Source organism: Streptomyces sp. NPDC059957 (assembly GCF_042730015.1).
Taxonomy (GTDB): Bacteria; Actinomycetota; Actinomycetes; order Streptomycetales; family Streptomycetaceae; genus Streptomyces.
Genome location: NZ_JBHWMB010000057.1, coordinates 17,515 through 32,041, shown reverse-complemented (window position 1 = coordinate 32,041; position 14,527 = coordinate 17,515). Strand labels below are relative to the sequence as shown.

The window sequence follows — 14,527 nt, the reverse complement described above, 5'->3', positions numbered from 1 at the left end:
GCCCCCGGCCTAGGTCCAGGCTTGGGCCGCATCCGGGAGCAGGCGGGTCCGCAAGAGGTCGAGCACCTGGTCCAGCGCCGCGCGGGTGGCCTGGCCGGGCTGGTCGACGAGATGCTCGGTGAGGACGGAGTGCGGCGGGAGCACGGCTTCCGGGTTGGCGGCGTCGTCCCCCAGCTCGACGGCGACGAAGGCCTCCCCGAGCTCGCGGCGCAGGAACGCGAAACGCGCGTCGGGGGTGAGCCGGTCGCTCCTGAAGCGCAGCCCCAGCACCTGCAGGCCCTCGCGCTCGCAGCGTCCGCGGACGGTGGCGAGGTCCTCGGGGGAGATGTCGATGCCGGCCCGCCGGCGGGCGGTGATGCCCAGGGGGAGGGACGGCTGCGACAGGACCGGCACGAGGAGGTGCTCGTCGACGGCCATGGCGAGGGCGAAGCCGCCGGTCAGACACATGCCGACGGCGCCCACGCCCGGGCCGCCGCAGCGCTGGTGCTCGTACGCGGACAGCGCGCGCAGCCAGCTCACGACGGGCGAACTGCGGCCGGTCGCCAGGACGGTGAACTCCCGGCTCACGCAGATGTTCCCGATGCTGGACGCGGTGTACAGCGCGCCCCGCAGCAGGCCGTGGGCCGTGGGGTGGGGATCGCGTCCGGGTGTGCCGAACAGCACCGGGAGTACGGCGGTGCAGCCCAGCGCGGCCACCCGTTCGGCGAACTCCAGCACCTTCGGGGTGATCCCGGGGATCTCCGCGATCACGATCACCGCGGGCCCGCTGCCGAGGCGCAGGACGGGGCGCGTGCTGTCCCCGTGGGTGAACGCGTCGCGTTCGAAGCCCGACAGGTCATGGTCCGCCATGGACGACCGCCTCACTCATCGACCGTGGCGCACGCGGTGGTGGAGGACGCACGGCACCACCCTCCGCTTGCGTTCCGCTGACGGGAGGGACCGTACAACACCCGGACGGAGCAGGCCTACCCCCGAGTAACCGGCCGGGTGCCGGACCGCGGCGGACGCCTACGAAGCTTCGGGCACTCGGGGTGCTCCGGGCACTCCGGGTGCTCCGGTTTTCCAGCCCCAGGCCGTGAGCATGCCGGGAGACAGCCCGGCGTACCCGGGGGAGTCCAGCAGCCGCAGGGCCTCGGCGAGCCGGTCCTCGTCGAGAAGCCCCGTCGCCAGCATGTCCGCCCGGGCCCGGTCCCAGGTGTCCGCCCAGAACCGGCTGATCGCACTGCCCGGCAGCAGCGGTGGCACGTGGATCTCGGCCGCCACCGATTCCAGCCCCGCCGCCTCCAGCAGCTCGGGGTGGTGGACCACCTGCGACACGTCCGTGCCGATGCTGTCGCGCAGCCCGCGCCACATGGCCCGCATCGCGTCGGTGTACGGGGTGGGGGGCGCGGATTCCGTCGTCAGGTCCACGGCGTCGCTGATCACCAGGACTCCGCCGGGGGCGAGCAGCTCGACGAGCCGGGCGACCAGCCGAGGCCGGTCCGGCAGGTGCATGAGGACGAAGCGGGCGTGGACCAGCCGGAAGAGGCCCGGGGAGAAACCGTCCGCGGTGATGTCCGCCTGCAGCGGGGTCAGTCCCGGCACGGGGTGCGCGGCGAGGAAGCGTACGTCCCGGTCCACCGCGAGGACCTCCGCGACCCCCGCCTCCTCCAGCAGCCGGCGCGCCACCGTCCCGGTTCCCGCTCCGACGTCCAGGCAGGTCCAGCCCGGGCCCACGCCCAGCTGCCGCAGCCGGGCCATGGTCGTCCCGTCGTAGGTCAGGGAGCCGAGGTCGATCCGGTCCCCCTCGCCCCCGGCCTCGGGGCGGAAGACCCGCTCGCCGTAGCGTCCCGGGCCCTGGGGCCCTGTGCCGGTCATGGACCCATTGTCGCAAGGGGGCGGGGAGGACACATGTCGGAGAGGCGGGCGGGAGCCGGGGCCGGAGGCCGCCCTTCGGGCGACGACGGGAATGTGACGACAGGCCCTAGCGCCAGCCGTACCGCTCGCGCAGCCGGTCCACGACGAGCTGGAACCGGCCCCGGTCCAGCGCGCACGCCTCCCGCCGCATGCCGTCCTCGTGTACGCGCAGCACCCGGTCCACGTCGACCCAGGACTCCCGGCCCGCGCTGTCCCACGGGCCGGTCCCGATGGGGACCCACTCCCGGTCGTGGTCGTGCCGCTTGCTGGACAGCTGCACGGCGAGGAGCGTGCCGCTCCCCTCGCGGGCCACGACCAGCACCGGCCGGTCCTTGCCGCGCCCGTCGTTCTCCTCGTACGGAACCCAGGTCCACACGATCTCCCCGGGGTCGGGATCCCCGTCGCGATCGGGGGCGTACGAGGTCTGCACCGGCCCGATGGCATGCGGATCGGCCTCGGCGGTCGCGGTGTGCCCGTCACGACCCGGCTGCTCGACGTGACCGTTGCTGTGGTGTGAAAGTGCCGTCATTCGGGCGAGGTTACCGGGTGGCTGCGTGGGGTGCCGGGCGGCGTCCCGGGAGTCGAGCTCCCTTCCTCGGGCGGGGCGGGTGCTGTCGGCCAGCCGAGTTCGACGGAGCGGAGGCACCTTTCGGCGGCGTCGCCGGAGCTCGTGAACAGTGCGGTCAGCAGGGGCACGCCCTGGCTGAGGACTTGGCGCGGCAGGGGGCCCGTTGCGACCAGGGACGCGAGTCCGTGGCCGATCACCCAGCTTTGCGTCGCCAGGGTCAACGGGTCGATGTCGTCGCGGAAGCGGCCGCCGGCCTTGGCGCGTTCGACGGCGCTGACGAGACAGTGCAAGGTCTCGTCAGCGGCCTCGGCGTCTTCGAGCTCGAACCCGGCGTCGAACATGATCCGGTAGAGGTCGGGGGCGGCCAGGGCGTTGTTCACGTAGGCGGCTCCGAGCGCGGCCAAGTCCCGTACCGGATCCGCGGACATCGACACGGCGTCGAGCCTTGCTGCCAGGCGCTTGAAGCCCTCCTGACGCATGGCCGTCCACAGGCCGTCCATGCCGCCGAAGTAGGTGTAGACGGCCATCGTCGACACGCCGGTCCCGGCCACGAGCGAGCGGAGGGTGACCGGTTCGCGGGTGCGCAGCATCATCGCGGCCCGCTCGATCAGGAGGGAGCGGATCGCCGGGTCCTTGGTTCGCGCCATGTTCCTACAATACATAGCAGTGCTATGCTTTGGAGAGTTGCGCGCCGGAGCGTGCGCCCCGATGAGAAGGAGCCGTCATGGCCGTGAAGCTGGTCAATCCCAACGGGCTGCCGAAACCCGACGTGTACCGCCAGCTCTCGATCGCCACCGGATCGAAGCTGGTGTTCCTCGCGGGCCAGGTCGCACGCGATGCCGAGGGGCGGAAGGTCGGTGAGGGGGACTTCGCCGCTCAGGTCGAGCAGTGCTATCTCAACATCGGCACCGCCCTGGCCGAGATCGGCGGATCCTTCGACGACGTGGCGAAGCTGACCGTCTACGTCGTCGACTGGAGCCCTGAGAAGATGCCGCTGCTGGGGGAGGGCGTGGCCCGGGCGGCGGCCAAGCTGGGCATCGACCCCGTCAAGCCGATCACACTGCTCGGCGTTGCGGCGCTGGGGGAACCCGATCTCCTCGTCGAGGTCGAAGCCACGGCCGTCCTCGACTGACGCCCACCCCCCCATCAGGGGGTGGGGCCAAGCGCCCTGCTTCACCAGGGGCGGCCGCCGCGCGTGCTGTCGCGGCCGTCAGCGGGTGGCTGTGGCCAGCCGGCTCAAGTGCGGGAGTACACCTCGAAGGTCGTCGTCCTCGACCACGACCGTCGCAGCTGTCCGCGCGTGCTGCGAGGCGTTGAACGCCACGGCCACCCCTACCGAGGCGAACAGCGGCAGGTCGGAACGGCTGTCTCCCACTGCCCCGCACGAGAGGGGGGCCAGCCCCAGCTCTTGCGCCTGCGCGAGGGCGAAGTCCCGCTTGTCGTACTCGTCGAAGTGGCGGGCGACGCGCCCCGTGAACCGGCCTCGGGCGGTCTCCAGCCGGGGTCCGCTGAACGAATGGAAGCCGAAGCGGTCGGTCAGGTAGCTGCCGACCGGGGACCAGGCCAGGGTCGCCAGGACGGGCACCAGCCTGTTGCTCCAGCACCAGGCCACGGTCTCCGGAATTCCCGAGACCAGGGGAAGCCCCTCGAGCCAGCCGAGGACCTGCCCCTCGGACACGCCTGCCCAGCCCGCCGCATCCAGCTCCGAGACGTGCCGATTGTCCAGGGCGCCTGAGGCGTACCCGCCCTCCGCCTCTGCCAATTCGTCGCGATGTCCGAGGAAGCCGGCCAGGAAGACCGACGAACTCGTCCGCGGGACGAGAGTGCCATCGACGTCGAAGAACACGGCACCTGCATGATCAGAGGAGAGCACCGGCCAAGGATGCCATCACCGCATGTGCCGCATCAGATCACCGCGTGCGTCCGGGCACTTTTTGAAGCGTGCTGGGCCAGCGCCTTGATACATGCCCCAACGGAGCGCGCAAGCACGGACCTGCAGTTACTCCCCGGCTACATCAAGCAAGATCTGTGCCAGTTCGCGCGGCTGGGAGAACATCGGCCAGTGGCCGGTGTCCATCGTGACCAGCCGCCAGTGCTTGCTGTTCAGCAGCTCGGTCACGTCGTCGTCGAGCTCGGCCCCGGCGAGCAGACACTGGATGTACGTCGCCGGAAGTTCGTCGAGCGGCCCAGCGAGCAGGGCGGGCTCGATCAGCGTGGCGCCCGGGTGCGGCGTCGAGCCACGCACGAGGCGTGCGACCTGCTCATCGGTGAGACCCTCGCCGTTGTAGTGAGCTGCGGGCACGAGCGGCCAGAACCCTCCATTTTCGGCGATCGATGCCTTTACCCCCGCCCCGCCGTCCGGCCAGGCGGAGGCAAAGGACTCGCCATCAGTCGGAACGTTGGAGTCGACGAATACCACGCGGGCCAGCCGGTCGCCGATCTGCTCCGCGGCCTGACCGACCGGGATGCCCGAGTAGCTGTGACCGACCAGGACGACGTCACGCAGACCCTGGCGTTCGACCTCGGCAACGATGTCCTGGACGTGGGTCTGCTGCCCCGCCGGCACACCCCGCTTGTCAGCAAGACCGGACAGCGTCAACGGGTAGACGCCGTGGCCGGCCGCATGCAGATACGGCACCACCTCGTCCCACGCCCACGCCCCGAGCCGCGCACCTGCAACCAGCACGAAATTCACCATGCCCGCACCGTAGCGGGGCAGCCTGACGATCGCCCTGAAGTACTTTCGATACACGTCCTCAAGGGTGTTGCAGAAGGTCGGTCTCGGGCAGGCCTGTGTGGGTGGTTGACCTGCTGTTTCACCGAGCATGGTCAAGTGGGCGGCCGGATAAGGGGCAAGCATGAAGGAGACCCCGGCCGTCTCGATCGCGCAGAGGAATACCAGCGCGTACGCCGTCGAGGCCCCAGCCCGCGCGTATCCGACGGCGATGTCCGGGCCCCCTCACTCCGTGCGTGCGTCGAGTGATCCATAAGCCGAGACTCGCCAGTTGGCGCCGCTCGTGCGCCAGGAGTCGTCGTGTGTGGCCGATGAGTGTTCCGGTCCTCCCCATGTGACCGAGTGAATCAGGGAGGTGGGTGGTGGATGTGGGCGGTCTGTTCGTTTCGCTGCGATCAACTGCCCCGCCCTACCGGCTGAACGGCGAGTTCTGCCGGGAGGGCGGGGGATGGGGGGCAGGAGGAGGCTCCTTGTTGGTGGGGTCGGGCCCTAGAGCCAGCCCTCCAGGGAGGCCATGAAGCCGTCGAAGTCGTCTCGGTGGATGGTGTGGCCGGCGCCGGTGACCGAGCGGACTTCGAAGCCGCGCTCCTTGAGGACCGCCGCGCGCTCGGGGGAGATCAGGAAGCTCGGGTCCGCCAACTGTACGAGGGACGGGACCACGGGCGCGGCCGGCAGCAGGTCCGTGCCCATCAGCGGGGTCAGGCTCAGGGCGGTGGCCTCGTCCCAGACGGCCAGAGTGGCCAGTTCGACGTCCACGTCGGCCTCCTCCCAGCGCGGGTTCATTGCCTGGATCTGCTCCTTGGGCGCGGACTTGAACTGGGCGAACATCTCGGGTCCGAAGCCCTCGCCGAGCTCCGCCAAGTGCCAGGCAGGGTCGGAGAACACGGCGCGCTTCGGCTTCAGGCGGTCGACGGCCTTCGAGAGGGTCAGGCCGCCGAGGGAGTGGCCGATGGCGAGCTCGGCGCCGGCCGGGAGCGTTTCGACCACGTCGTCGGCGAAGGCCTCCGGGCTGTACTCGCCCCGGCCGCTGGCGCCGTGGCCGCGCAGGTCCACGGCGATGGCGCGGTACCCGCGCTCGGCGAGGGCGGGTCCGACCCGGCGCCAGGTCCGGTGGTCGGCCATGATCCCGTGGATCAGGAGGGCGATGCGGTCGCCTTCGCCCCAGGTGTGGGTGTGGAGCTGCACGGTGGTGCCCTTCATCGTCAGGAGTGGTGAGTGGTGAGTGGTGGGTGGTGGGTGGTGGGTGGTGAGTGGTGGGTGGTGGGTGGTGGGTGGTGGGTGGTGGGTGGTCAGGGTGTGGGTGGGGCGGCTGAGCCGTCAGCGGACGCTGCGGATCGGCTTGACCGCCAGGGCGCCCGCCACCGCCAGGGCGGCGGCCGCGATGAACAGGGCCGTGTAGCCGCCGCTCACGGACACGATCACGGAGGCGATGAAGGGGGCGACGATCTGCGGGCCGGCGTTGGCGATGTTGAGTACGCCCATGTCGCGGGCGGCGTCCTCCGCCTTGGGGAGCACCATGGTGACGAGTGCGGTGTCGACGGCCATGTAGCAGCCGAATGCGAGGCCGTTGATCACGGCGAAGGCCAGCATGGCCGTCCAGCTGGTCGACAGGGCGGGGATCACCAGCGCGACGGCGGACAGCAGGGCGGAGGCGCCGACGAAGAGCTTGCGGCGGTCGTACTTGTCCGAGAGCCAGCCGCCCAGGACGGTGGAGACGACCATCGCCACGCTGGTCAGCGGCATCATGATGGCGACAGCCGCTTCCGGCTTCATGCCCTCGGGCAGCACGGTGTGGTCCTGGAGGATGTACAGCTGGTAGCCGCTCACCGCGAAGTAGCCGAGGACCAGCAGGGCCCGCCCGATGAACGCCCAGCGGAAGTCGTGGTCCCCCAGGGCGCTCGCGAAGGCGGCCAGCTGCGCCTTGACCGGCATGGAGGGCTTGGCCGGGCGCCGTTCCTCGCGGGTGCAGGTGGTGAACAGGACGGCGGCGCCGGCGACGATCGCGCCGAAGATCAGGTATCCGGTGCGGTAGTCGTCCGAGAAGGCCGCGCCGATCAGGGCGCCGATGGTCGAGCCCAGCGGCAGGCCGAGGCCGACGGCCGCGGATGCCTTGCCGCGGGCGCTCATGGACACCCGGTCGGGGACCACGGAGGTGATGGCGGCCTGGTAGATGTTCATCACGGCCTGGCCGAGGCACCAGGCGATGGTGATGAGCAGGATCGTGTCCGCGGCGCCGAGCAGGAACATCGCCGGTATCGCGGCGAGTCCACCGCCCAGGATCCAGGGGTTGCGCCGTCCGCTCCGGTCGGACAGGGCGCCCGCGACCGGGTTGAAAACGGTCGCGAAGATCGCCGAGACCCCCGCGATCAGGCCGAAGTTGGCGACCTTGTTCGCCGCGTCGATGTCTTCGACCTGGAGGGCGAGGAGTACGCCGGCGACGCCGACGTAGAGCGCGTACATGGCGCCGTTGCCGACGAGCAGCAAGGGGAGCAGGCCGCGCGGGGAGGCGGGGGCGTCGGTGGTGGTGGCGGCAGCGGTGCCGGTGCCGGGGGAGGAAAGGGCCACGGTGCCCTCCTGGGCAGTTTGGTAAGGGGCGAGGGGTACGGAGGGGTGCACTGAGGGGTGTGGGGAGGAGTGCGCGCCGCCCCGTCACGACGGCGGGGGTGCGACGGAACGCGGCAGGGCGGCGGCACGACTGGACACGGCACCGGCACGTGTGGAGACACCTTTGGTGAAGCTGGGGTGACGCCCTGGTTACACGTGTCAGTGAATCGTGTAACCACTGTGTAGCATTGGTTTCCGGCCATCCGCTAGCCCCTGGGCACAAACGGTCTGGAAAGATGCCACGGCAATGTCTCAGTCACCGAAGCCCCCCACACCTTCCACGCCGCCCACACTGCCGTCACCGTCGGCGCCGCCCGTGCCGACCAGCGCGGACGTCGCCCGTCTCGCCGGGGTGTCGCGCGCGACGGTCTCGTACGTCCTGAACAACGCGGAGGCCGTACGCATCAGCGAGCCGACCCGCCGCAAGGTGCGCGAGGCCGCCGAAGAGCTCGGCTACGTCCCCCACGCGGCCGCCCGCAGCCTGCGTGCCGGGCACACGCGCATCGTCCTGCTGCCCACCTCGCACGTGCCGATCGGCCCGCTGTACAGCACCTTCCTCAACGAGTTGCAGTGGGCGCTGCGCAGCCTCGACTACACGGTGGTCCAGTACGGCAGCCTCGGCCTCACCGGTGACGAGGCCGCGCGGGCCTGGGCCGAGCTGCGGCCGGTCGCGGTGCTCTCCCTCGGGGAGATCACCCTGTCCGCGCACAACGTGGCCACGCTCAAGCGGGCCGGGGCGCGCGCGGTGCTGACGATGGGGCCGGAAGCCGTGGCCGGGGCGCACGCGCTGGTCATGGACCAGGCGGAGGTCGGCGCCCGGGCGGCGGAGCACCTCGTGGGGCGGGGCAGGCGGCGGATCGGCGTGGTCGTGCCGGAGGAGGAGGGGCTGGAGCTGTTCTCCACGCCCCGGCTCGAGGGTGCGCGGTCCGTGGCGGGGGCGGAGATCGTGGCCCTGCGGATGGCCTACTCGGAGGAGTCGGCGGCCAAGCTGGCGGAGCGGTGGGGCTCGCTCGGGCTCGAGGCGGCGTTCGCGTACAACGACGAGTACGCGATGCTGCTGATGCGGGCCTTCCAGGACGTGGGGCTGAGGGTGCCGGAGGACGTCGCCGTGATGGGCGCGGACGATCTGCTGATCGGGCGGCTGCTGCGGCCGAGGCTCAGCACGGTGCAGATCGAGATGCCGACCGGGGAGCGGCTGGCGGCGCTGGTGGACGAGGCGGTACGGGAGCCTTCGGCAGCGGTGCGCAGGCATGACCTGATGGCCGCGGTGGCGGTGCCGCGGGACTCGACGTGAGCCTGCCGTGCCGCTCCGGGCGGGTGGGCGCCCCGGCGCCGGGACGCCGCTGAGGGACTCCGTCCGGGGGCGGGGGCGGGGGCGGGGGCGGCGTGGGTCGGCCGCCGTTTCCGGCTGCGGTGCCGTGGCCGTGTATCAAACGCCGGCGAGGCCGGAGCGAAGCGCCGTGGTCGTGTGCCGCGCCGTTCCCGGGGGCCTGCCCCCGGACCCCCGCGCCTCAAACGCCGGCGGGGCTGGATGCGGCCGGGGTCGGCGCCGGGCGCCGGCCAGGGCCCCGATGAGGGATGGGGGCCGTTGACAGAGGGGTCGGGGGGACGGAGACTTCGGGCGCGCCCCACCGGGCGCGGGCGGAGCGTGCGCCGGGCCGGGCAGTGGTGTCGGGTGTGCCGCGCCGCCTCCCGTTCGCCCCGGAGGGACTCCATGAGCATCCGTACCGTCCGCGACGTCTACGTCGTCGACGCCGTCCGCACCCCGATCGGGAAGTTCGGCGGCGCCCTCGCCGGTGTCCGCCCCGACGACCTGGCCGCCCACGTGGTGCGCGCGCTCGTGGACCGTACGCCCGCACTGGACCCGGCCCGCATCGACGACGTCGTCTTCGGGGACGCCAACGGCGCGGGCGAGGACAACCGCGACGTGGCCCGCATGGCGGTGCTGCTCGCCGGGCTCCCCGTGACCGTGCCCGGGGTCACCGTCAACCGCCTCTGCGGCTCCGGGCTCGAAGCCGTCGTGCAGGCGGCCCGCGCCATCGCGCTCGGGGACGCCTCCGTCGCCATCGCGGGGGGTGTCGAGTCGATGAGCCGGGCTCCCTGGGTGGTGCAGAAGCCGGAGCGCGCCTTCCCCGCCGGGCACCAGCAGATGTGGTCCACGACGCTCGGCTGGCGGATGACCAACCCCCGGATGCCCGCGGAGTGGGCCGGTTCGCTCGGCGAGGGCGCCGAGCTCGTCGCCGACAAGCACGGCATCACCCGCGAGGCGCAGGACGCCTTCGCGCTGGAGAGCCACCGCAAGGCCGCGGCGGCCTGGGCCGCAGGGCAGTACGACGCCGAGGTGGTCCCGTACGCGGGTGTGGATCTGCTGCGCGACGAGTGCATCCGCGAGGGATCCGGCCCGGAGGCGCTCGCGCGCCTGAAGCCCGCCTTCCGCAGCGACGGCACCGGCACGGTCACGGCGGGCAACGCCTCGCCGCTCAACGACGGCGCCGCAGCACTGCTGTTGACGGACGAGGAGGGTCTCGCCGCCACCGGGCGGGAGCCGCTGGCCCGGATCAGCGCGTCTGCCGTCACCGGGATCGAGCCCCAGCTCTTCGGCCTGGGGCCGGTGGAGGCGGTCGAGCGCGCGCTCGCCAAGGCGGGCCGCGGTTTCGCCGATCTGGCCGCCTTCGAACTCAACGAGGCTTTCGCGGCGCAGGCGTTGGGATGCCTCGCCGCCTGGCCCGAGCTGGATCCGGCCGTGGTCAACCCGCGGGGCGGGGCCATCGCGATCGGGCACCCGCTCGGTGCTTCGGGCGCCCGGCTGGCGGGTTCGGTGGCGCACCAGCTCGCGGCGGCCGGATCCGGTACCGGGATCGCGGCCCTCTGCATCGGTGTGGGGCAGGGCATCGCCCTCGTACTGGAGCGCTGACCCGACTCCGGCCTGTCGATCGTTTCCGGTCATAGTCCGGCGTCAACTGCTCTGCAAACGAAGAGAATTGATGCCTCCGGCGCGGTGGGGTGGCACGATGGCGCGTGCTGCCGCCACCCCCCCGCCGCCACGCTCCCCGCACCCGGAGGCCCCGCGCCATGCCGCTCCTCGATCCGACGCTCTGGCAGGACGGACCCACCCTCACCGGAGGTACCGCACCGGTCGTCGAACCCGCCACCGGCCAGACCCTCGCGACCATCGACCTGGCCGCCCCGGCCGATGTCGCGGAGGTCGCCGTACGGGCCCACGCGGCCCAGCGGGACTGGGCGCGGGCCACCCACATGGAGCGGGCGGCCGTGCTGCGCCGGGCCGGTGACCTGTTCACCGCCCACGCTCAGGAGCTGCGGGACTGGCTGGTCCGGGAGTCCGGATCCATCCCCGGCAAGGCCGACTTCGAGCTGCACGTCGCCGCGCAGGAGTGCTACGAGGCCGCGGCCCTGGCCTCGCGCCCGGCCGGGCAGGTGCTGCCGAGCGAGGCGCCGCGGCTGTCCTTCACCCGCCGCGAACCGGTCGGTGTCGTGGGGGTGGTGGCGCCCTTCAACGCACCGCTGATCCTCTCGATCCGCTCGGTCGCGCCCGCGCTCGCCCTCGGCAACGCGGTGCTCCTCAAACCGGACCGCCGTACCGCTGTCAGCGGCGGGCTCGCACTCGCCGCAGTGTTCGCGGCGGCCGGCCTGCCGGGCGGACTGCTGCACGTCCTGCCCGGCGGCGCCGAGACGGGCGCGGCAGTGGTCACCGACCCCCTGGTCAGGGTGGTCTCGTTCACCGGATCCACCGCGAGCGGACGGCTCGTCGGAGAACTGGCGGGCCGTCACCTCAAGCGCGCACACCTGGAGTTGGGCGGGAACTCGGCACTGGTCGTGCTCCACGACGCCGATGTGGAGGCGGCCGTCGCGCAGGCCTCCTGGGGCTCCTTCTTCCACCAGGGCCAGATCTGCATGACGGCCGGCCGGCACCTCGTGCACGCCTCGCTCTACGACGAGTACGTGGAGAGGCTCGCCGCGCGCGCGGAGGAGCTCGCGGTCGGGGACCCGTACCGCGAGCGGGTGCACCTGGGCCCGCTCATCGACCGGTCCCAGCTGGACCGCGTCCACGGCCTGGTGGAAGCCAGCACCGCACAGGGCGCCAAGCTCGTCGCGGGCGGCGCCCACCAGGACCTCTTCTACCGGCCCACGGTGCTGGCGGGCGCCGACGACGACAGCCCCGCCTACGCGGAGGAGGTCTTCGGTCCGGTGGCGCCCGTACGGTCCTTCGCGACGGAGGACGAGGCGGTGGAACTGGCCACCGCCGGCCCCTACGGGCTCTCCCTCGGGATCGTGACCGGCGACGCGGCGCGCGGGCTGGACCTGGCGGGCCGGATCCCGGTCGGGATCGCGCACGTCAACGACCAGACGGTGAACGACGAGGCGGTGGCCCCCTTCGGCGGCGTCGGCGCGTCCGGCACCGGCGCCCGCTTCGGCGGCGAGGCGAACCTCGACGCCTTCACCGAGCTGCGCTGGACCACGCTCCGAGCCACCCCGGGCGGGCATCCGTTCTAGGGGGCCTCCCCAGAGGACCGTGTCCGCCCGTACCGTCGATCCGGACCCCCCAGGCCGCACGGTCCGGGTCCTCGCCGGGGCACAGCCGGCGGAGGAACTCCACGGTGTGCGGGGCGGCGGCAGCGGTGGCGCCGTCGGGGGAGACGGGGCCGGTGTGGTTCACGCGGCCGGTGTGGTTCACGGGCCCATTGTGCTCATTTCGCGCATTGCGTGCATCGGGCTCGGTCAGGAATGCTTCGAGCCGGTCGTTCGTTCAGGGAAAACAAGCAGCTCAAGGAAACGAGCGGCACCACACTCTGGAGGTCTGGAAAACCGTGGCTACTGTCGAACTCACCAAGGAGAACTTCGACCAGACGGTGAGCGAGAACTCGTTCGTCCTGATCGACTTCTGGGCGGGCTGGTGCCGTCCCTGCCTGCAGTTCGCCCCGGTCTACGAGAAGGCCGCCGAGGCCAACCCCGACCTGCTCTTCGCCAAGGTGGACACCGAGGCGCAGCAGGAGCTCGCCGCCGCCTTCCAGATCAGCTCGATCCCCACCCTCATGATCGTCCGGGACCAGGTCGCGATCTTCTCGCAGCCCGGCGCGCTGCCCGAGGCGGCGCTGACGGACCTCATCACCCAGGCCAGGGCCCTGGACATGGACGAGGTGCGGACGAAGATCGCCGCCGAGCAGGCCGGCGCCGCCGGCACCGCGACCGAGGAGCCCGGCACGCCGGACGCCTGATTACGTGACGGGCCCCCCGTCGTGCGGTGAGACTGGCCCGATGAGCGAAGCGGTGGAGTACGACGTAGTGGTCCTAGGCGGGGGCCCGGCCGGCGAGAACGTCGTGGACCGGACCCGCGCCGCCGGGCTGAGCACGGCGCTGGTCGAGAGCGAGCTGGTGGGCGGCGAGTGCTCGTACTGGGCCTGCATCCCCAGCAAGGCGCTGCTGCGCCCGGCGCTGGCCCGGGCCGACGCGCACCGGGTGCCCGGTCTCGCGGGCTCCGTGGCCGGTCCCCTGGACGCGGCAGCGGTGTTCGCGCACCGGGACTACTGGACCGGGAGCTGGAAGGACGACGGCCAGGTCGACTGGCTGGAGTCGGTCGGCGCCGACGTGTACCGGGGCCACGGGCGGCTGTACGGGGTCCGCAAGGTCGCCGTCACCAGCCCGGAGGGCGAGCACCACGTGCTCTCCGCCCGGCACGCGGTCGTCGTCGCGACCGGCACCCGGGCCGTGATCCCGGACCTGCCGGGCATCGGGGACGCCCGCCCGTGGACCAGCCGCGAGGCCACGTCGGCGCAGGCGGCGCCGGGCCGGCTGCTGATCGTCGGCGGGTCCGTGGTGGCCGTGGAGATGGCCACGGCTTGGCAGGCCCTCGGCTCCGAGGTGACCCTGCTCGTACGGGGCTCCGGGCTGCTGCCCCGCATGGAGCCCTTCGCCGGGGAACTGGTCGCCGAGGCGCTGCGCGAGGCGGGCGCGGTGGTCCGTACGGGCGTGGCCGTCGAGTCCGTCGTACGGGACGGCTCGACCGGGCCCGTCGCCGTGGTGCTCGAAGGCGGCGAGACGCTGGAGGGCGACGAGCTGCTGGTGGCGACGGGGCGCTCCCCGCGCACCGAGGACATCGGTCTGGACACCGTCGGGCTGACCCCGGGCGGCTGGATCGCGGTGGACGACAGCTGCCGGGTCCCGGGCATCGACTGGCTGTACGCGGTCGGCGACGTGAACCACCGGGCGCTGCTCACCCATCAGGGCAAGTACCAGGCCCGGATCGCGGGCGCCGTCATCGCCGCCCGAGCGGCGGGCAACGGACCGCTCGACACCGGCCGTTGGGGCGCACACGTGGCGACCGCCGATACGGAGGCCCTCCCGCAGGCCGTGTTCACCGACCCGGAGGCCGCATCGGTGGGCCTGACCCTCGCGGAGGCGGAGCGCGCCGGACACCGGGTCCGGGCCGTGGACTACGACCTCGGCAAGGTCTCCGGAGCAGGCCTGTACGCCGACGGGTACCGGGGCCGGGCCCGCATGGTGGTGGACCTGGACCGCGAGATCCTGCTCGGCGTCACCTTCGTCGGACCGGGCGCGGCCGAACTCCTGCACGCGGCGACCATCGCGGTCGCCGGAGAGGTGCCGATCGAGCGGCTGTGGCACGCGGTTCCGGCGTTCCCGACGATCAGCGAGATCTGGCTGCGGCTGCTGGAGGAGTACCGGGGGTAGGTACCCGCCGGTCGGCAGCA

Annotated in this window: 14 protein-coding genes; 6 read left to right on the top strand and 8 right to left on the bottom strand. The window is 72.3% G+C overall.

The window, feature by feature from the left end:
* Positions 1-9 precede the first annotated feature (9 nt).
* From ACFWBW_RS30440 to ACFWBW_RS30425, 4 genes are all read right to left on the bottom strand, one after another.
* Positions 10-849 carry a dienelactone hydrolase family protein gene (locus tag ACFWBW_RS30440; RefSeq protein WP_385379144.1) on the bottom strand — a complete coding sequence of 280 codons (840 nt, stop codon included), beginning with the start codon at positions 847-849 and terminating at the stop codon, positions 10-12.
* A 159-nt stretch (positions 850-1,008) separates the two neighbouring features.
* Positions 1,009-1,857: a class I SAM-dependent methyltransferase gene (locus ACFWBW_RS30435; protein WP_385379141.1), complete on the bottom strand. Its 849-nt coding sequence runs from the start codon at positions 1,855-1,857 to the stop codon at positions 1,009-1,011.
* Between the two features lie 106 nt (positions 1,858-1,963).
* Positions 1,964-2,425, bottom strand: coding sequence for a type II toxin-antitoxin system PemK/MazF family toxin (locus tag ACFWBW_RS30430; protein WP_385379138.1), 462 nt, complete (start codon positions 2,423-2,425; stop codon positions 1,964-1,966).
* Positions 2,422-3,111 carry a TetR/AcrR family transcriptional regulator gene (locus tag ACFWBW_RS30425; RefSeq protein WP_385379135.1) on the bottom strand — a complete coding sequence of 230 codons (690 nt, stop codon included), beginning with the start codon at positions 3,109-3,111 and terminating at the stop codon, positions 2,422-2,424. The genes ACFWBW_RS30430 and ACFWBW_RS30425 overlap by 4 nt, the downstream gene beginning before the upstream one ends.
* A gap of 77 nt (positions 3,112-3,188) precedes the next feature.
* Between ACFWBW_RS30425 and ACFWBW_RS30420 the strand changes: the two genes are divergently transcribed.
* On the top strand, positions 3,189-3,596 hold the full coding sequence (locus ACFWBW_RS30420) for a RidA family protein (protein ID WP_385379132.1): 408 nt from the start codon (positions 3,189-3,191) through the stop codon (positions 3,594-3,596).
* 78 nt (positions 3,597-3,674) lie between these two features.
* Here ACFWBW_RS30420 and ACFWBW_RS30415 read toward each other — a convergent pair whose 3' ends face one another.
* The 4 genes from ACFWBW_RS30415 to ACFWBW_RS30400 form a co-directional block, all read right to left on the bottom strand.
* Complete coding sequence (locus tag ACFWBW_RS30415; protein ID WP_385379129.1) at positions 3,675-4,337, bottom strand: HAD family hydrolase; 663 nt, start codon at positions 4,335-4,337, stop codon at positions 3,675-3,677.
* Positions 4,338-4,463: 126 nt separating this feature from the next.
* Positions 4,464-5,162 (bottom strand): alpha/beta fold hydrolase, encoded by a 699-nt coding sequence (locus tag ACFWBW_RS30410; protein WP_385379126.1) that lies wholly within the window; start codon positions 5,160-5,162, stop codon positions 4,464-4,466.
* Positions 5,163-5,687: 525 nt separating this feature from the next.
* Positions 5,688-6,383 (bottom strand): alpha/beta fold hydrolase, encoded by a 696-nt coding sequence (locus ACFWBW_RS30405; protein ID WP_243341112.1) that lies wholly within the window; start codon positions 6,381-6,383, stop codon positions 5,688-5,690.
* A 132-nt stretch (positions 6,384-6,515) separates the two neighbouring features.
* A complete protein-coding gene (locus tag ACFWBW_RS30400) occupies positions 6,516-7,763 on the bottom strand; it encodes an MFS transporter (RefSeq protein WP_385379123.1) in 1,248 nt (415 codons plus the stop codon).
* A 286-nt stretch (positions 7,764-8,049) separates the two neighbouring features.
* Between ACFWBW_RS30400 and ACFWBW_RS30395 the strand changes: the two genes are divergently transcribed.
* From ACFWBW_RS30395 to ACFWBW_RS30375, 5 genes are all read left to right on the top strand, one after another.
* On the top strand, positions 8,050-9,096 hold the full coding sequence (locus ACFWBW_RS30395) for a LacI family DNA-binding transcriptional regulator (protein ID WP_385379120.1): 1,047 nt from the start codon (positions 8,050-8,052) through the stop codon (positions 9,094-9,096).
* Between the two features lie 420 nt (positions 9,097-9,516).
* Positions 9,517-10,716 (top strand): thiolase family protein, encoded by a 1,200-nt coding sequence (locus tag ACFWBW_RS30390; protein ID WP_385379119.1) that lies wholly within the window; start codon positions 9,517-9,519, stop codon positions 10,714-10,716.
* A gap of 158 nt (positions 10,717-10,874) precedes the next feature.
* Positions 10,875-12,314: an aldehyde dehydrogenase family protein gene (locus ACFWBW_RS30385; protein ID WP_385379116.1), complete on the top strand. Its 1,440-nt coding sequence runs from the start codon at positions 10,875-10,877 to the stop codon at positions 12,312-12,314.
* A 314-nt stretch (positions 12,315-12,628) separates the two neighbouring features.
* A complete protein-coding gene (locus ACFWBW_RS30380) occupies positions 12,629-13,036 on the top strand; it encodes a thioredoxin family protein (protein ID WP_385379113.1) in 408 nt (135 codons plus the stop codon).
* Between the two features lie 40 nt (positions 13,037-13,076).
* A complete protein-coding gene (locus ACFWBW_RS30375; RefSeq protein WP_385379111.1) occupies positions 13,077-14,507 on the top strand; it encodes a dihydrolipoyl dehydrogenase family protein in 1,431 nt (476 codons plus the stop codon).
* The last annotated feature ends 20 nt before the right edge of the window (positions 14,508-14,527 follow it).